Genomic DNA, 16,586 nt, shown 5'->3' with positions numbered 1-16,586 from the left:
TTGCGTGAATATCGTTGAGACAAGTGTTACGGATAGAAACAAACTTGTGCTTTTCACTCCGTTAATTCACGTCATGCCGTAACGGAAATGCTTCCTGCGATAGCGCCGAAATTGTTATTGCATGCCGTAAGAGCCGGCAAATAGAGCGGCAAAAGCGCTGCGGATATGCGCCGGGAATCGCTACAAGCGCACGGCACAGGGTGCCGTGTCGCCTGACTGAATTCGACAGCGGCACAGAGCAATGATTCCGCTTACTCCTCGTCGGCGCGCCTGCGCCGTTTCGTTGCGCACGCATCGAGTCGAGGGGGGCCCACGCACGATGACATGACTCTGGCAGTGGGCAGCCGCGCGCAGGCGCAAGAAGCGGCTCGCGTCGAGCCGCACGTCGGCTTTTGCCCGCTTTGCAGCGGGCCTCGCCTGGTTTTATCTGATTGGCGTAGTCGCGCTTTCGCCCACCACCGTGGTCCATTCGCGCACGCGCCAGCGTGCCACAAGGCCCGCCCGCACATAAGGATCGGCTTTGGCGAAGGCTTGCGCGGATTCAGGCGTGTCGCCCTTGAACAGCAGCACCGCGGTATCCACCGGATCGGTCAACGCGCCGCCAAGCACCAGTTCGCCGCGCTCCGCCGCCGCCCAGGCGAGCTTCAGATGCGCCTCGCGATACTCGCCGCGCCGTTCCAGATAGTCCGGTACAAGGTCATAGGTCAATAGATAGTGCATGAGAAAGTCCTCCTGGTTGGTTCACCTCACCACGCAGCACCGCAACGCCCGACGGCATATGGATACGACGCACAGGCGAATTGCCGATTAAGGTTTTTTGCTACGAATTTCCTTACGAATTGCAATTCATGTGCATTCGCAGCAATTTCGGGCGGCAACCGGACGGCGCAGTGCCAATTTCAGCCGCACCTTGGCGGCCTCGACAACGAATTTCGGTCGATTTACATCGCTCAATTTAATCTGCAATGCATAACATGATGGCTTGTCCGCATTCGCTCCATCTCAGGGATGCCATTCGGGCTCATGCCGCTTCATCAGGGAAAACGAGCGGGCGCGGCTGTCAACCCGCACGTCCTCTTCCCCGTTGATGCACACAGCATTTGCCATAATGCACTTGCCGAGGGCCGGTTGCCGTCGACGCCCACGTGCATAAAGACCAGAACGTACCCACAACGATGGAGTGTCACATGAAAATGCAATCCGCAATCGCGGCCATGGTACTCGGCGCCGTACTCGTTTCGCCGGCGTTCGCCCAGAACAGCCAGCAGACCAAAATGGCCGACTGTAACAAGCAGGCCGGCGACAAGAAAGGCGACGAGCGCAAGGCGTTCATGAAGAGCTGCCTTTCGGCCAAGCCGGCCGCTGCGCCGATGAGCCAGCAGGACAAGATGAAGGCGTGCAACGCCCAGGCGACCGGCAAGAAAGGCGACGAGCGCAAGGCATTCATGAAGAGTTGCCTGTCCTCTGCACCGGCCAACTGATCGCCGTATTTCTCACGCGCGCCGCGCTTCTGGCTTGTCGTTTTTCACCTCGTGCTTCTCGCGCGGCGCGGCGCGCCATTCGCACGGCGCTCTGTTGCTCTGTTGCCCTGTTGCCCTCGCACTCTCTGTTTGCGCCTTTCGAGCGCGCGCTTCGCTTCCCTTCCAGGTCCTCTCGCCCGAACGCGGCGTTTTTCTTCTATGATGGCTGCGGAGACGGCCCACCCCACACAACATTCATACGGGCCGCCATCTTGTCGTTGATGCCGCAAAGCATCGATTGGAGGCAAGGATGGTATCGAAGCATAAAAACCGCTGGTTGAGGCGGTGGCTGGTCGTCATCGTGTTCTGGGCGGTGCCCGTGGCGATCGTTGCAGTCAGCGAAATTCGCGAGGAGATGGCCTACAACGCCGTCGACCTGGACCGCGCGCTGACCACCTGGAATTTCACCGACGCGCAACGGGCGGCCGGCGCTCCCGCGCGTTGCCACGGCAAGCCCGACGAGGCGCAAGCGGCCGGTTGTCCCGCGGACGTATTGGCGGCCAACGCGCAGCGCCAACAGGACGCCCGCAATGAATACAGCGTGCGCCGCTCTACCCTGATGATCTATCTCTGGCATGCGTTCGTTGGCTACTGGATCGTGCCGGCGCTCGCTCTGCTCTTCATCGGCGTGCTGATCGGCGCAGTGCGCCGCGCTCTGCGGCGGCCGCCGCCGGTCAAGAGTCCTGCGAATCACGGCGGTTAGTTCGCCCGCGCGCCTCTCTGTGCGGCGCGGAGGCAACACTTTCCTCGCGACGCCAGGGCGAAATGCAGCAGGCCCGAGTCGGTAAAAAATGGACCACGGCGCGCTTTTCGCGTGCCTTAGTCTGCGCCCCGGCCGCGCGAGGCGCGCCGCGCGGAAGCCCGCTCGACCACGCTCCCGCACAGCCCGCGCGGGCCACCACGGGGCCGGTCAAATTTACAGCCGGCTCTTTTCGATCTCCCGCAAAGCCCCGTCACATAAGGCTTTTCGCCTCACGAGCGAGGGCGCCTTTTAGCGCCCCGTGTGATATAACTCAAAGGCACCCGCGCGATTTTCTCGCGGTTGCGCCCCGGAACCATACGGAGAAAAACGATGCAAAGACGACACTTCATGTTGAAGACAACCGCTGCGCTCGCTTTCGGAGGCCTTGCTCTCGCCGGATGTACGACTAACACCGGCGGCCGCGACACGGCCGCTACCGATTCGTCCAAACGCCGCTCGATCGACGCGGACGTCGACGGCACAATGTCGCGGCTGTACACGACCGTGAAGGGTTCGCGCGAACTGGTTGCCAAGGCGCGCGGCGTGCTCGTGTTCCCGTCGGTGCTGCAGGCGGGCTTCATTGTCGGCGGCCAGTACGGCGAAGGCGCGCTGCGTGTGGCCGGCACCAGCGTCGGCTACTACAGCACGATTTCCGGCTCGTTCGGGCTGCAGGCCGGCGCGCAGTCGAAGGCCATCATTTTCCTGTTCATGACGCAGGACGCACTCGACAAATTCCGCAACGCGGACGGCTGGTCGGTGGGCGGCGACGCATCCGTCGCGCTCGTGAAAATGGGTGCGAACGGCGCAATCGATACGAACACGGCGACGGCACCTGTGGAGGTATTCGTGCTGACCAACGCCGGGTTGATGGGCGACCTGTCCTTGCAAGGTACGAAGGTTACGCGCCTGAAGATTTAAGGCTGAAAACTGAAGGCTGAGCGGGCGGGTTGCGTTGGCGGCCTCGCCCCGCGGCTGAAGCGGGCACTTAGTGGCCCGGGCCACCGGGCTAGTGCCCGCGTTGGCCAGCGTTTGGCCGCATTCGCCAGCATTCGCCAGCGTTGGACCGTATTCGCAGGGGCGCCCTTTTCCGACCACGAGCGTCGCATCGCGGTCCGTCGTTAGGCGCCCGGTTTTCTCTGGCCCGTCGCGGCGCAACCCGCGCAACGGCCGGGACCACACCGGGTCACGACCAGAACCTCTCGCAGCAAGGCCGGTGCTCATCGCGAGCGCCGGCCCTGACTCACTATTCATCGGGCGCCGCCGTGCAAGCCGACCTTGCCGGAGCCCGCCCGTCTGCCGCCGGGCTCATCGCCCGGAGCTATCCACCACCTTGAAGCGCGAACGTTTCTGCGCGCGAATCACCGACTGATACGCATCGACATATTGCTGCGCCATGCGGTGCGACGTGAAGCGTTCCTCGAAGCGCTGCCGCACGCCCGCGCGCGGCATCCTGTGCAGGCGATTGACGGCCGCCACCGCGCCAATTTCGTCTTCGACGATAAAGCCCGTCAGCCCGTCTTCGAGCACCTCGGGCACCGAACCGCGATTGAACGCCACGACCGGCGTGCCGCACGCCATCGCCTCGATCATCACGAGGCCGAACGGCTCCGGCCAGTCGATCGGAAACAGCAGCGCATGCGCACCCGAAAGAAATTCGGCCTTCTGATGATCCGCAATCTCGCCGATGAATTCGACATACGGCAGGTCCAGCAGCGGCCGGATTTCGCGCTCGAAATATTCGCGATCCGCGGCGTCCACCTTGGCGGCGATGCGAATGGGCATGCCACAGCGCCCTGCAATGCGGATAGCCGTGTCGACGCGCTTTTCCGGCGAGATACGGCCAAGAAATGCGAGGTACTTCTGCTCGACCGGCTGCGGCGTATACAGCTGCTCGGGCAGGCCGTGATAGACGGTGGTCAGCCAGCGCGCCTGCGGCAGCGGATGGCGCTGCGCATTCGAAATGGAAATGACCGGCGCGGAATGGAACGTATCGAACACCGGCTGCTGCTCGGGCAAGTCGAGGCGGCCGTGCATGGTCGTGACGAAAGGGGTGTCCTGGCGCTGGAACACCGAGAACGAGTAATAGTCGAGGTGAAAATGCAGGACATCGAATTGCTCGGCCTGGCGGCGCACCAGTTCCATCAGCAGCATGTGCGGCGCTACCCGGTCGCGAATGCCCGGGTCGAGCCGCAGCGCGCGCGGCCACACGGGTTCGAGCTTCGCACTGGTAACGGAGTCGCCGCTTGCGAACAGCGTCACGTCGTGGCCGAGTTCCACCAGCGCTTCGGTAATGTACGACACGACGCGCTCGGTGCCGCCATACAACTTTGGCGGCACGGACTCGGTCAACGGGGCGATCTGCGCAATCTTCATAGTTGTCTCCGTGAACTGACGGCTCGCGCCACGGCCACTGCCGAGGTCGCTGTGCGGTGCCGTCAGCGGCGCCCTGGCGAGCGCCGGTCTACGATCAATGCACGGTGGCCGCACGCGAGCGCGGCTGGCATCGGAGCATTATTCCCTGGCAGGACTTAAAAAGCGCCCCATATTGCATTTGATGGGGGCTGTTACATTTAGCTTACAAGCCACCGGGCCACGAAATAACCGCCGCATCGCGCGCCGCGTAATTCAGCGCGACGGCCATTTCCACGCCGGCATGTCACGTTCGTCGGCATCCACAAGACGTGTTTCGCCAAAGTGCTTTTCCAGCACCAGCGACTCGCTCGCCTCCTCTCGCTCGAGCGCTGCGATCAGCCGCGCCGCGTGCGAGACCACCAGCACCTGCGAATGCGCAGCGGCTTGCGCGATCAGGCGCGCGAGCGCCGGCAGCAGATCGGGATGCAGACTGGTTTCCGGCTCGTTCAACACCAGCAGCGCCGGCGGACGCGGCGTGAGCAGCGCGGCCACCAGCAACAGATAGCGCAAGGTTCCGTCCGACAACTCCGCGCCCTTTAGCGGACGCAGCAGGCCATGCTGCTGCATCAGCACTTCGAAGCGACCGTCCTGCACCGCGATATCAAGGCGCGAGCCGGGGAACGCGTCGTCGATGGCGGCGTCGAGCGCCACGGGATTGCCGATCTCGCGGATGGTCTGCAACGCGGCGGCGAGGTCGGCGCCGTCGTCGGAAAGCACCGGCGTATGCGTGCCGACTTGCGGCATGCGCGCCGGCGCATTGGCATCGGTCCGGAAGTAATCGTAAAAGCGCCACGCCCGGATCTGCTCGCGCACCGCGATCATTTCAGGCGCGCTGCGCGGGTCGGCGAACTCGGTCATCATGCTGTCGAAGCTGGCGACCGGCTGCGGCACCGTTTGCCAGGCGCCCGTTTCGTCGCGCGTGCGCAGCGCAGCGCCCTGCCGGTCGACGAGCAACGCGGACGGCCGCAGCACGGGCCCGCTCCAGATGCATTCCCGCTTGATGACGGGGTCCAGCACGAAGCGGCTGGTATCCGGAATCGGGAAACCAAGATCGATCGCATAACTGAACCGTTCGCCGGCGAAGCCGAGCCTCAAGCTGACCGGTGTACTGCGCCGCGTGCCCTGCACTTCGGATTCGCCGCTCAGCATGCTGCGCGAAAAGCGTTCCGGGCCGGCCCATAAGGTCGACGGCAAGCCGCCTTCGCGCGCGAGCGAGGTGATCACGCCGCCGCGCGCCGTGTCGGCGAGCAGACGCAGTGAACGGTAGACGCTCGACTTGCCGCTGCCGTTCGCGCCGGTAATGACGTTCAGCCGCCCGAGCGGCACGATCAGTTCGCGCAGGGACCGGTAACCGGCGATGGCAAGCGCGCTCAGCATGCGGCCACCTGCAAAGTGGAACGCCAGCAATCCGCGCGCGCGGCGTGAGCGGACAGGCTGCTCGCGAGCGCGCTCGCGTTTGTACGCCGGGCTCCGCTCATCAGCGGTGCCCGCCGCCCGTGGCCGGCCTCTGCAACGGCACGCTGCGCAGGTCGTGCAGGAAGCTGTCGCGCCACACGCCCAGATCGTTCTTGCGCAGCGCCGCCATGTTGATCTCGTGACGACGCTGGCGCGCGTCCAGCGGCATTTGCAGCGCGCGCTGCAAGGCCTCGCACATGCCGATCGCATCATGCGGATTGACGAGCAGCGCGCCCGTCAACTCGGCCGCCGCGCCCGCGAAAATGGACAGCACGAGCACGCCCGGATCGTCGGGGTTCTGCGCGGCGACGTATTCCTTCGCGACGAGATTCATGCCGTCGTGCAAGGGCGTGACAAAGCCGATCTGCGACTCGCGAAACAGCGACATCAGTTTCCAGCGGTCGTACTGCTGGTTCAGATACCGGATCGGCGTGTAGTCGAGGCCGGAATAGCGCCCGTTGATGCGCCCTGCTTCGTACTCGAGGTCCTGGCGGATCTTCTGGTATGTCGCCACGTCCGAACGTGTAGGCGGCGCGATCTGCACGAGCGTGACGTTGCCGCGCCATTCGGGCGAGCGCTCCAGCAAATGCTCGAAGGCGCGGAAACGTTCAACCAGCCCTTTTGAATAATCGAGCCGGTCCACGCTCATGATCAGCTTGCGGCCTTCCAGGCTCTGCTTCAGATCGAGCACGTGCTGACGGCTTTCATAGCGCTTGGCCTGCTCGGCAATTTCGTCGGGAAACACGCCGATGCGGTAGACGCCCGTGCGCAGCTTGCGGCCAAACGCTTCCACCATGCCGTTCGACACCGTGCCGCGCGCGTGGCGGGTCACGTAGTCGTGGAAGGCCTGTTCGTCGGTTGCGGTCTGAAATCCCAGCAGGTCGTAGCAGGACAGCGACTTCACCAGCTCTTCGTGAGGCGGAATGTTGAGCAGGATCTGCGGCGACGGAAACGGAATGTGCAGGAAAAAGCCGATGCGGTTCGTAATGCCTTCGCTGCGCAAGGCCTCGGCGAACGGGATCAGATGGTAGTCGTGAATCCAGATCACGTCGTCGGGCTCGAGCAGCTTGATGAGCTTGTGCGCGAGCCACGCGTTGACCCGCCGGTAGCCGGCGTACTCCTCGCGCTCGTAGCGGGCGAGGTCGTTGCGGTAGTGGAATACCGGCCACAGCGTGGCATTCGAAAAGCCGCGGTAGTACTGGTCGTAGTCCTTGCGCGTGAGGCCGACGGTCGCAAAGGTGACTGCGCCGTCCTGTTCCAGTGTGGGCCCGGCATTGGCAACGGTCTCGCTGACCACGTCGCCGCTCCAGCCGAACCACACGCCTCCCGCGTCCTTCAGCGCGCCGAACACGCCGACGGCGAGGCCGCCCGCCGATCCTTTGGTTTCCGTCGGCGTTGCGACGCGATTCGACACGACGATCAGTCGGCCCATGTTGCAAGTCCTCCTTGTTTTTTGCGCGGCATCCGCCAGGGTGCAGCCAACGCCCGCCACACAGCGGACGCCGGAAACTTCTCGCATGGTGCACGCCATGCCGCGCATGGTTGATACAGTGAGTGGTTGGTTCGACCCTTTGAAGAACGATCGGTTGCATCGGCTCGCCATCCGGCCAGAGCTCGATGCGCGTGGCGTCCGCCTTTCAGCGGGCCCACCGTGACGTGCCGTGGCGTGCGCTGCTTCGTTAGCCGCCTCATTCGCCGGTTTGTTCAGCCGCCTCGTCCAACCGCCCGTTCAGCCCCTTCCGCTCCGGCGTCGCACGACTTCGTGCCGCGCATCAGGCAGTTTCCTTCACGTTATGGGGCGATGCAGTGGAAGCGGACCTGGCCCCGGAAGCCGACGTGGGCGCCGGACCTGGGCGGCTTGCCACCGGGTCCGCCTCGGTATGCGCCGCGGTGCTGCCGGCCGGGGTGCGCGCGCGGCGCGGCACCCAATCGAGCGGCTCGCCCTTGCCGTGCACCACGTTCTCCAGTTCCGCAGACACCTCCGCGCGCGAGCGCGGCAGATACTGCGGATAGTGCTTCTGGATAAAGTCGATCAGCCCCTCGCGCACGCGGCAACGCAAATCCCAGTTCAGCCCCGAATCGAGGGAACTGACGAGTGCGCGCAACTGCATCGAGCGCTCGGTGCCCTCGGTAACCTGCAGCACCTGCACGCGCCGGTCCCACTCGGGCGCCGCCTCGACGATGCGTGCCAGTTCCTCGCGCAACGGCGCGAGCGGCATCCGGTAATCGACGTAAAGAAACACTGTGCCGATGATCTGCGAGCTACTGCGCGTCCAGTTGGAAAACGGGTTTTCGATAAACCACTGCAACGGCACGATCAGCCGCCGCTGATCCCACAAACGCACCGACACATAGGTTCCGGTGATTTCCTCGATACGCCCCCACTCGCCCTGAATCACCACCACGTCGTCAAGGCGGATCGGCTGCGACAGCGCGATCTGCAAACCCGCGATCAGGTTGCCAAGCACCGGCCGCGCCGCAATACCGGCGACCAGACCGGCCACGCCGGCGGACGCCAGCAGGCTCGCGCCGATCTGGCGCACGTTCGGAAACGTCATCAGCGCGCCGCCGACGCCGACAATCACGATCACCAGCATGACCGAGCGCGCCAGCACTCTCGCCTGCGTGTGGATGCGGCGCGCATGCAGATTGTCGGCAGTATCGAGCGGATGAGCCTGAATGATCGCCTCGCCGATAGCTGCCGCCGAACGCACGGAGAGCCAGGTCAGCGCGCCGATCAGCGCGATCGCCGCAGCGTCGCGTAGCGGCGCGATGAAGGTGAGCGTGTCGGGCGCTTCCCACCAGACGGCTTCGAGCGCAACGATCAGCAGCACGAACAGCGCCGGTTTCTCGATATAGCGCAGCACGACACTGGTGAGCGGATAAGGCCGGGCGATGCGGGTCACGATGCGCGCGCCCACGCGGTGCACGCCGACGGCGATCAGTCCCGCGATGAGCGAGACCAGCAACGCGCCAGGCCAGGTGTGCAGCGGAGCTTCGGCGATGTGATCCAACTGGTCGAGTCGATCGAGAAAAGCCATGTAGGACCGTTTCCTCCTCGCTTGAATGTGGATGGGCCGGCCGCGCATTGCGCGGCGACGGCACGGGGACAATGCGCGCGGCGCGATACAGTCGGCCGGCACGCCCGCGTAACGGCGCGGAACCGTAGTTCCGCGCAAGGGCTCGAAGAAGCGCAACCCGGGCAACCCGGGCAACCGGGCGGGATCGAGCCCAGCGAAGCGCAACCGGAGCACGACTAAAGCGCACATGAAGCGCTCGGCGCAGGGCGCGGAGCGAACCATGCGCCCCGCCAGCGAGCCGGCCGCAACCGCGAGCGGCGGTGCCCCGGCTCATCATGTTGAACGCGTGCCCGGGAATGCAGGCTCACGCGACGAAACTGTGAACAACCGTTAAAACGCACGCAAACGAACGGATCAAACCAACGAACGGGCCAAACGAGCGACCCAGTCAAACAAACGAATCAAACGAATCAAACGAATCAAACCAATCAACCAACGAACCGATCAAACCAACGAACCGGCCAAACCAACGAACCGGCCAAACCAGCGAGTCGAACAACAAACCCGCACGCGGTGCGCCACCCAACTCGTCGAGCCAATGCAATAACTGATGCTGACAGCCCGCCGCAAAGCGCGCGAGCCGCCTGCGCTCAGCTTCGGATCAGTTTAGCTCCCGCTCTTACAAGGAAACGCCTTGCCGAGCCCGAGCGAAATCGCCGTGCTCGCGTTGTATCCCGCCACGTTCGGATTTTCGGCGATGTACTTGCGCACCGCGTCGGTCAATTGCGCCGAACGCGCGTCCTGAGGCAAGCAGAAATACTGGCCGACGCGCGGGCCGGTGGTGCCGCCAATCGCATCAATGGTATTGAAGATGCCGTCGGCGGCACCCTCGATGTAGGCGGCGCACGCACTGCGCGAGGCCACGTCGGTCTTCGTGCACAGCTTGTTGAGGTCGCCTCCCGTAAACGCGGCCGCCGATAACGGTACGGCAAACGCGCTGGCGAAAATCAAAGCCCGCAGCATGGTGTTCCTTTCCAGGGTCGTTTATCAGGCGGTCTGTTGCCGCATCGGACGGAGCGCGCACGAGGGGCGCGCCAAAACCGTCATTCTGCACTGTTTTCCGGCGCGGCAGCAGGCACGCGCCGCTATCTTCAGGCAATAAGGGGCGAAACGTGCGCCTTTACTTCTGCTGCATCTGTTGCAGGCGCGCGGTCAGACCTTCGACCACGTCCGGCTCCTTGTAGGTCTTCGCGAAGTCGAGCGCCGTCAGGCCGATCTGATTCTTCACTGTCAGATCCGCGCCGTTGTCGAGCAGCAGTTTGACCGTGGACACGTGCCCGCCGCGCGCGGCCATCATCAGCGGCGTGGTGCCGTTGGGCGAACCGGCGTCCACGTACGCGGAGTTATCGAGCAGCAGTTTCACGATGTCGTCGTGACCGTTCGCGGCCGCGTAGTGCAGCGGCGCCCAACCCTTCTTGTTGACCTCGGCGTCTTTGGCGATCAATTGCTTGACGAAGTCCAGGTCGCCGTTCAGCGCCGCCATCATCATCGCGTTTTCGCCGGCCTTGTCCTCAATCTCGACGTTGGTCTTTGGGTTCGCGAGCAGCAACGCGCCCACCTTGTCGGACTTCTCGCGCGCGGCCAGCACCAGCAGCGGCATGCCGTAATTGTCGACGCTGTTCGGGTCCATGCCTTTGGCGAGCATTTTCCTGACGCCGTCGACATCGTCGAACTTGACCGACTTGATCAGCGAGTCGATCGGCGCGGCTATGGCCGCCACTGGAACGGCGAAGAGCGAGGCCAGCGCGGCGCACGCAAGCGTCGCTGCCACGGCGGCGCGCGAGAAACGACGGCGCACAGGCGAACCTTTGGTGAGGCGCGTCGTGCGCGAATGCAATGCGTGGGTGAATGTCGGATTATTCATCATGTTCTACTTTAGAGTCCTGCCCTATCCTATTGATTCTGCTTGATTCTAGACGCCGGCCGGAGCCGGAATTCTGAACAGGCGGAAGAAGTTCTGCGTCGTCGCGGCGGCGAGCGCCTCGTCGGCCATGTCGCGTTGTTGCGCGATGAAACGTCCGACATAACTCACGTACGCAGGTTCATTGGGCTTGCCGCGATACGGCACGGGCGCGAGATACGGCGAATCGGTTTCGATCAGCAGGCGCTCCAGCGGCACCCGGCGCGCCACGTCCTGCACGTCGGTCGCGCTCTTGAACGTGACGATGCCCGACAGCGAGATGTAGAAGTTCTGCGCCAGCGCCTGCTGGGCCACCGCCCACGGCTCGGTGAAGCAATGCATGACGCCGCCCGGCTCGCTCGCGCGCTCCTCGGCCATGATGCGCAGGGTGTCTTCCGACGACGCCCGCGTGTGGATGATGAGCGGCTTGCCAGTAGCATGCGCCGCGCGAATGTGGTTGCGAAAGCGCTCGCGCTGCCATTCCATGTCGGCAATCGAGCGGCCTTCCAGACGGTAATAGTCGAGGCCCGTTTCGCCGATCGCGACGACCTTGGGGTGCTGCGCGAGTTCGACCAGCTCCGCGACGGCCGGTTCGCGCATGTGCTCGTGGTCCGGATGCACGCCCACCGACGCGTACACGTTCTCGTACCGGCTGGCGATGTCGAGCACGGACGGCAGCGTTTCCAGATCGACCGACACGCACAGCGCATGCGTGACCGAGTGGCTGCGCATATTCTCGAGCACTTGCGGCAGGCGCTCGGCGAGTCCTTCGAAATTGATGTGACAGTGCGAATCGACAAACATGGTGGTGTCCTGCAAATGGGTACCTGAAGCGGATCAACCGGCCGCGGCGGGGGCGTCGAGGCGCTTGCCGAGGATCACCAGATCGCGCTCCACGCCGTCGAGCACGGCCACGCGCGGCAGCGACCCCCACGTGTCAAAGCCGAAACCGCGAAAGAGGCGCAGGCTCGCCTCGTTGTGGCCGAAGATAAAGCCGAGCACCGTGTCGATGCCAAGCGCCGGCGCCGCCGTAAGCGACGCAGCCAGCAATTGCTTGCCAAGGCCCTTGCCACGCGCGCGTTCGTCGAGATAGATGCTGACCTCTGCGGTGCGCTGATAGGCCGGACGGCCGTAAAAGTCCGAAAAGCTGAGCCATGCGATCACGCGGCCCGGCTGCCCGGCGTCTTCGACCACCCACAGCGGGCGCTTGTGCGGCCCATGCGCGTGAAACCACGCGACCCGGCTCTCGACGCTGACGGGCTCGAGGTCGGCGGTCACCTGGCGGGAGGCGACCGTCGAGTTGTAAATGGCGACGATGGCGGGCAGATCGTCGGGCGTGGCATCGCGGTAGGACAGGCTCATGGTGCGTTCAGTTTGAGATGGAGGACCGGCGTACGGAGAACGGTTCGATTGGAAGTCCGCTGGATGCCGCGGGCGGCGCCGTCATGCAAAGAGCTCGCGGTAGCCAAGAAACAGCTCCTCGAACACGAGCCGCGCGTTCAGCGGGTGATTCTCGACCGCGCGCTGCCGTGTAACGGTTCGCATGAAGCGCGCGAATGCGCTCGCGTCGGCCTGCGCCGCGCAGCGCGCGAGCGCCGCCGACGCCTGCGGAAAATAACGCGGGGCGCCCGCCGTGCGCTGGGCGAGCAGGTCGTACGTCCAGCGCTGTAGCCAGCCGAGTACCAGCGGCACCGGCAGCTTCTGCAGCGCCTCGCCGCACGCAAAGGCGTCGCATTCGGGGCCTGCGGCGAGTTGCTTGAGCGTCCAGTCGCGCAACGTGCGGTTTTCGTCGCTGGCGAGCGCGAGCGCGGTCAGCGGCGCGCCCCCTGCTTCGGCCAGCAGCGCCTGCGCCTGCTCCACGCCTTGCGCGGCGAGCCACTGGCTCGCGGCTCCGGATGCCGGCAGGCTCATCGGCCATTGGCGGCAACGGCTGATGATAGTGGGCAACAGCCGGTCGATGCGCGCCGACACCATCAGGAACACGACACCCGCAGGCGGCTCCTCAAGCGTCTTCAGGAGCGCATTGGCTGCCGCGACGTTCAGCGCTTCGGCAGGGTACAGCACGACCACGCGGGCGCCGCCCCGGTGCGACCCGACGCCAACGAAGTCCAGCAAGCCGCGAATCTGCTCGATCTTGATTTCCTTGCTCGGCGTGCGGGTTTTCTTGCCTTCGTCTGCATCGGACTTGTCGGCTTTTTCGGCTTTGTCGTCCGCGCCGTTGCCGATGCCGGCCTCAGCGGCGAGCGCCTCGGGCACGACGATCCGGTAATCGGGGTGATTGCCCTGTGCGAACCAGTTGCACGCGACGCACGCGCCGCACGGCTCGCCGTTCGCGCGCTGCGCTTCGCACAGCAGACCCTGCGCGAGGTGCTGCGCAAAGCGCAGCTTGCCGATACCGGCCTGGCCATGCAGCAACAACGCGTGCGGCCAGTGGGCGCGCAGCTGCTGCAGGCGGTTCCAGTCATCGGCTTGCCACGGATAAATCATCGTTTGTCTTTGAAATCAATCGGTTGAAAGCGATATCTGAGGAACTGCGCGATGCAGTCAGCGCTTTGTTAGCGCTACACATAACACTTTAAATTCAAATACTTGCTAACAGATCTTCAAGTTGTTTCTGAATTCGGACAATGCTCTGCGAGGAGTCAATGATAGCGAACCGATAAGGCGCCTCCTCGGCGCGGCGCAGGTATTCGGCGCGCGTGCGCTCAAAAAAAGCCGCCGATTCACGCTCGAAACGGTCCGGATCGCGCGCCGCGCTGCGCCGCTCATTGGCAATCTCGGGCGCGAGGTCGAACAGCACCGTCAGATCCGGCTGGAAACCACCCTGCACCCAGCGCTCCAGCGTTTCCAGCTTGTCGCGCGGCAGGCCGCGACCGCCGCCCTGGTAGGCGAAGGTGGCGTCGGTGAAGCGGTCGGACAATACCCAGTCGCCGCGCGCGAGCGCCGGCTCGATCACTTCTGCCAGATGCTGGCGGCGCAGCGCGAACATCAGCAGCGCCTCGGTTTCCAGATCCATTTTCTGATGCAGCACGATTTCGCGAATCTGCTCGCCAAGCGGCGTGCCGCCGGGCTCGCGCGTCATGACAACCGAGCGGCCGGTGGCGGCCACCTTCTGCTCGAGCCGCTCGCGAAACCAGGCGAGATGCGTCGTCTTGCCGGCGCCGTCTATGCCTTCGAACGTGATGAATTTGCCGCGCGCCATTTATTGTCCTCGAATGTATTTGTCCACGGCCTTGTTGTGATCGCCGAGTGTGTCGGAAAAGATGCTGCTGCCGTCGCCGCGCGAGACGAAATACAGCGCGCTCGTCTGCGCCGGGTTCATCGCCGCCTGCAGCGAGGCGACGCCGGGCAGCGAAATCGGCGTGGGCGGCAGGCCCATACGGGTGTAGGTATTGTAGGGAGTGTCCGTTTGCAGGTCCTTCTTGCGGATGCGCCCGGTGTAGCTCTCGCCCATTCCGTAAATGACCGTCGGGTCGGTTTGCAGCGGCATGCCCACCCGCAGACGGTTCGCGAACACTGCCGCGACCATCGGGCGGTCAGACTTCTTGCCGGTTTCCTTCTCGATGATCGAGGCCATGATCAACGCCTCGTACGGGGTCCGGTACGGCAGACTCGGCGCCCGCGCGAGCCATGCTTCGTCCAGACGCACCCGCATCAGGCGATACGCGCGGCGGTACACGTCCAGATCGCTCGTATTCTTGTCGAACAGATAGGTGTCGGGGAAAAACAGCCCCTCGCCGTTGCCGAGCGACGCCTCCGGCGCGCCGATCGCGCTCATCAGCTGCGCGTCGTTCATGGCCACGCTGTCGTGCCTGAGCGCGGGGTTCGCGTCGAGTTCCGCGCGCATGCGCTTGAACGTCCACCCTTCGATGATCGTCGCGACATACTCGTTGACGTCGCCGCGAGCGATTTTTTGCAGCACTTCGTAGGGCGTCACGCCGGTCTTGAACTCGTAGTTGCCCGACTTCAGTTCGCTCTGCAGCCCGAGCAGCCGCGTCATGACGATGAATAGCTCCGGCTCGACCGGCACGCCGCCGCGATTGAGCTGCAGCGCGACGCTGCGCAGGCTGCTGTGCGGTTTGACGGTGACGTCCAGTTGCGCGGGGTTCAGCTCGAGCGGGCTATTGGCCCAGTGGTATCCGCCAGCAATCGCAGCTGCGGCCAGCACGAGGACAATCGAGCCGGCGATCAAACATTTCTTGAAGAGGGACATGAAAACGTGGCTGGGTTGGACTGCATATAATACTTGTTTGCCTTAGCTAAAGTCAGAATTGACTGTTCCCGGAATCCATGACCACACCGCTCGCTACCGCTTCAGGCAATCCTTCGGCCGGTTCCCCGGCGAATCCCGTGGGCAGCTCTTCGGGCGCCACCCCGGCTACATCGGCCGGCGTGACGTCGAGCGCAGCCGCAACCGCGCTGCCGCTATTGCCGCGCCCGGCGGCCGATGAGTTCGACGCCGTCCTCGAACACGGCGCCTTCGCGGTGCTCACGCAGTTCGGCGTGATCGACGCAACCGGCGACGACGCAGCGACCTTCCTGCACGGTCAACTGACGAACGACACGCAGCATCTCGACGCGGCCAACGCGCGCCTCGCGGGCTACTGCTCGGCCAAGGGCCGCCTGCTCGCCTCCTTCCTCAGCTGGCGCAGCGGCGACACGATTCGCCTGCTGGTCTCGAAAGACCTGCAGGCGGCGGTGCAAAAACGCCTTTCCATGTTCATCCTGCGCGCCAAGGCGAAACTCGCCGATGCCAGCGGCGAGCTCGCCGTGATCGGTCTCGCGGGCGACGTGCGCAAGGCGCTCTCGGGCGTCTTCGACGCGCTGCCGGACGGCGTTCACGTGAAGGTGGACGGCGCGGCCGGCTCGCTGATCCGCGTGCCCGACGCGTTCGAGCGCCTGCGCTACCTGTGGATTGGGCCTAAGGCGCAGATCGAATCGCAGCTGCCCGCGCTTCGCGAAAAGTTGCAGCAGGTCTCGCCGGCGGTGTGGGACTGGCTCGACATCCGCGCGGGCGAGCCGCGCATCACACAGCCGGTGGTCGAGCAGTTCGTGCCGCAAATGGTCAATTTCGACGTGCTCGGCGCAGTCAATTTCAAGAAGGGCTGCTATCCGGGCCAGGAAGTGGTGGCGCGCAGCCAGTATCGCGGCACGATCAAGCGGCGCACCTCGCTTGCCAACGTGGCGGGCGAGCTGGGCACCGTGAAGGCAGGCGTCGAACTCTTCCACTCCGACGACCCGGGCCAGCCGTGCGGCATGGTGGTGAACGCGGCATCGGCGCGCGACGGCGGCGTGGATGTTCTGGTGGAGATCAAACTGGCCGCGCTGGAAAGCGGCTCGGTGCATCTCGGCGCTGCCGACGGCCCGGCGCTGCGCTTTCTCGCGCTGCCCTACGGACTGCCCACCGAAGTTTGAGCGGAGCATTACCGCTTTCGACGCAGCGGCCAACCGCGATCAACGCAGCGGCCGCTGTGGCC

At 64.5% G+C, this 16,586-nt stretch carries 16 protein-coding genes; 4 read left to right on the top strand and 12 right to left on the bottom strand.

What is annotated here, in order from left to right:
- Nucleotides 1-423: 423 nt before the first annotated feature.
- On the bottom strand, nt 424-720 hold the full coding sequence (locus F757_RS0109895) for a YciI-like protein (RefSeq protein ID WP_027211251.1): 297 nt from the start codon (nt 718-720) through the stop codon (nt 424-426).
- Between the two features lie 467 nt (nt 721-1,187).
- On the opposite strand from F757_RS0109895, the gene F757_RS0109890 reads away from it, so the two are divergent.
- The 3 genes from F757_RS0109890 to F757_RS0109880 all read left to right on the top strand — a co-directional run bounded on the left by F757_RS0109890 (nt 1,188) and on the right by F757_RS0109880 (nt 3,180).
- On the top strand, nt 1,188-1,481 hold the full coding sequence (locus F757_RS0109890; RefSeq protein ID WP_013339239.1) for a PsiF family protein: 294 nt from the start codon (nt 1,188-1,190) through the stop codon (nt 1,479-1,481).
- Between the two features lie 289 nt (nt 1,482-1,770).
- Nucleotides 1,771-2,223: a hypothetical protein gene (locus F757_RS0109885; protein WP_027211250.1), complete on the top strand. Its 453-nt coding sequence runs from the start codon at nt 1,771-1,773 to the stop codon at nt 2,221-2,223.
- 369 nt (nt 2,224-2,592) lie between these two features.
- Nucleotides 2,593-3,180: a BPSL1445 family SYLF domain-containing lipoprotein gene (locus F757_RS0109880; protein WP_013339237.1), complete on the top strand. Its 588-nt coding sequence runs from the start codon at nt 2,593-2,595 to the stop codon at nt 3,178-3,180.
- 387 nt (nt 3,181-3,567) lie between these two features.
- On the opposite strand, the gene F757_RS0109875 is transcribed toward F757_RS0109880, so the two are convergent.
- From F757_RS0109875 to mltG, 11 genes are all read right to left on the bottom strand, one after another.
- Nucleotides 3,568-4,635: a glycosyltransferase family 4 protein gene (locus F757_RS0109875; RefSeq protein WP_027211249.1), complete on the bottom strand. Its 1,068-nt coding sequence runs from the start codon at nt 4,633-4,635 to the stop codon at nt 3,568-3,570.
- A gap of 252 nt (nt 4,636-4,887) precedes the next feature.
- Nucleotides 4,888-6,051, bottom strand: coding sequence for an AAA family ATPase (locus tag F757_RS0109870; protein ID WP_027211248.1), 1,164 nt, complete (start codon nt 6,049-6,051; stop codon nt 4,888-4,890).
- A 100-nt stretch (nt 6,052-6,151) separates the two neighbouring features.
- Nucleotides 6,152-7,561, bottom strand: coding sequence for an alpha,alpha-trehalose-phosphate synthase (UDP-forming) (otsA, locus tag F757_RS0109865; protein WP_027211247.1), 1,410 nt, complete (start codon nt 7,559-7,561; stop codon nt 6,152-6,154).
- Nucleotides 7,562-7,901: 340 nt separating this feature from the next.
- Nucleotides 7,902-9,170 (bottom strand): mechanosensitive ion channel family protein, encoded by a 1,269-nt coding sequence (locus F757_RS0109860; RefSeq protein WP_027211246.1) that lies wholly within the window; start codon nt 9,168-9,170, stop codon nt 7,902-7,904.
- A 645-nt stretch (nt 9,171-9,815) separates the two neighbouring features.
- On the bottom strand, nt 9,816-10,172 hold the full coding sequence (locus F757_RS0109840) for a Rap1a/Tai family immunity protein (protein ID WP_007181973.1): 357 nt from the start codon (nt 10,170-10,172) through the stop codon (nt 9,816-9,818).
- A gap of 157 nt (nt 10,173-10,329) precedes the next feature.
- Nucleotides 10,330-11,076 carry an ankyrin repeat domain-containing protein gene (locus tag F757_RS0109835; RefSeq protein WP_027211245.1) on the bottom strand — a complete coding sequence of 249 codons (747 nt, stop codon included), beginning with the start codon at nt 11,074-11,076 and terminating at the stop codon, nt 10,330-10,332.
- Between the two features lie 45 nt (nt 11,077-11,121).
- The gene (locus F757_RS0109830; RefSeq protein ID WP_027211244.1) at nt 11,122-11,913 is read right to left on the bottom strand and encodes a TatD family hydrolase; all 792 of its coding nucleotides are present in this window, start codon (nt 11,911-11,913) and stop codon (nt 11,122-11,124) included.
- Between the two features lie 33 nt (nt 11,914-11,946).
- Entirely contained in the window at nt 11,947-12,471 is a 525-nt protein-coding gene (locus tag F757_RS0109825; RefSeq protein ID WP_027211243.1) for a GNAT family N-acetyltransferase, read from the bottom strand.
- Nucleotides 12,472-12,552: 81 nt separating this feature from the next.
- Nucleotides 12,553-13,596 carry a DNA polymerase III subunit delta' gene (locus tag F757_RS0109820; protein WP_027211242.1) on the bottom strand — a complete coding sequence of 348 codons (1,044 nt, stop codon included), beginning with the start codon at nt 13,594-13,596 and terminating at the stop codon, nt 12,553-12,555.
- Nucleotides 13,597-13,690: 94 nt separating this feature from the next.
- Nucleotides 13,691-14,311 carry a dTMP kinase gene (tmk, locus tag F757_RS0109815; protein ID WP_027211241.1) on the bottom strand — a complete coding sequence of 207 codons (621 nt, stop codon included), beginning with the start codon at nt 14,309-14,311 and terminating at the stop codon, nt 13,691-13,693.
- Nucleotides 14,312-15,322 (bottom strand): endolytic transglycosylase MltG, encoded by a 1,011-nt coding sequence (gene mltG / locus F757_RS0109810; RefSeq protein ID WP_027211240.1) that lies wholly within the window; start codon nt 15,320-15,322, stop codon nt 14,312-14,314.
- 77 nt (nt 15,323-15,399) lie between these two features.
- Here mltG and ygfZ point away from each other — a divergent pair, with 77 nt between their 5' ends.
- The gene (gene ygfZ, locus F757_RS0109805) at nt 15,400-16,524 is read left to right on the top strand and encodes a CAF17-like 4Fe-4S cluster assembly/insertion protein YgfZ (RefSeq protein WP_027211239.1); all 1,125 of its coding nucleotides are present in this window, start codon (nt 15,400-15,402) and stop codon (nt 16,522-16,524) included.
- Nucleotides 16,525-16,586: the final 62 nt, after the last annotated feature.

Origin of the sequence: Burkholderia sp. WSM2232 (assembly GCF_000472545.1) — a bacterium.
GTDB lineage: Bacteria > Pseudomonadota > Gammaproteobacteria > Burkholderiales > Burkholderiaceae > Paraburkholderia.
Note: the sequence above shows the minus strand (reverse complement) of the source record. Positions and strands in the feature narration are given on the sequence as shown.

Bases quoted from the DNA above. Each gene is read 5' to 3' on its own strand.
- F757_RS0109895 (WP_027211251.1), bottom strand. From the start codon at position 720: ATGCACTATCTATTGACCTATGACCTTGTACCGGACTATCTGGAACGG.
- F757_RS0109890 (WP_013339239.1), top strand. From the start codon at position 1,188: ATGAAAATGCAATCCGCAATCGCGGCCATGGTACTCGGCGCCGTACTC.
- F757_RS0109885 (WP_027211250.1), top strand. From the start codon at position 1,771: ATGGTATCGAAGCATAAAAACCGCTGGTTGAGGCGGTGGCTGGTCGTC.
- F757_RS0109880 (WP_013339237.1), top strand. From the start codon at position 2,593: ATGCAAAGACGACACTTCATGTTGAAGACAACCGCTGCGCTCGCTTTC.
- F757_RS0109875 (WP_027211249.1), bottom strand. From the start codon at position 4,635: ATGAAGATTGCGCAGATCGCCCCGTTGACCGAGTCCGTGCCGCCAAAG.
- F757_RS0109870 (WP_027211248.1), bottom strand. From the start codon at position 6,051: ATGCTGAGCGCGCTTGCCATCGCCGGTTACCGGTCCCTGCGCGAACTG.
- otsA (WP_027211247.1), bottom strand. From the start codon at position 7,561: ATGGGCCGACTGATCGTCGTGTCGAATCGCGTCGCAACGCCGACGGAA.
- F757_RS0109860 (WP_027211246.1), bottom strand. From the start codon at position 9,170: ATGGCTTTTCTCGATCGACTCGACCAGTTGGATCACATCGCCGAAGCT.
- F757_RS0109840 (WP_007181973.1), bottom strand. From the start codon at position 10,172: ATGCTGCGGGCTTTGATTTTCGCCAGCGCGTTTGCCGTACCGTTATCG.
- F757_RS0109835 (WP_027211245.1), bottom strand. From the start codon at position 11,076: ATGATGAATAATCCGACATTCACCCACGCATTGCATTCGCGCACGACG.
- F757_RS0109830 (WP_027211244.1), bottom strand. From the start codon at position 11,913: ATGTTTGTCGATTCGCACTGTCACATCAATTTCGAAGGACTCGCCGAG.
- F757_RS0109825 (WP_027211243.1), bottom strand. From the start codon at position 12,471: ATGAGCCTGTCCTACCGCGATGCCACGCCCGACGATCTGCCCGCCATC.
- F757_RS0109820 (WP_027211242.1), bottom strand. From the start codon at position 13,596: ATGATTTATCCGTGGCAAGCCGATGACTGGAACCGCCTGCAGCAGCTG.
- tmk (WP_027211241.1), bottom strand. From the start codon at position 14,311: ATGGCGCGCGGCAAATTCATCACGTTCGAAGGCATAGACGGCGCCGGC.
- mltG (WP_027211240.1), bottom strand. From the start codon at position 15,322: ATGTCCCTCTTCAAGAAATGTTTGATCGCCGGCTCGATTGTCCTCGTG.
- ygfZ (WP_027211239.1), top strand. From the start codon at position 15,400: ATGACCACACCGCTCGCTACCGCTTCAGGCAATCCTTCGGCCGGTTCC.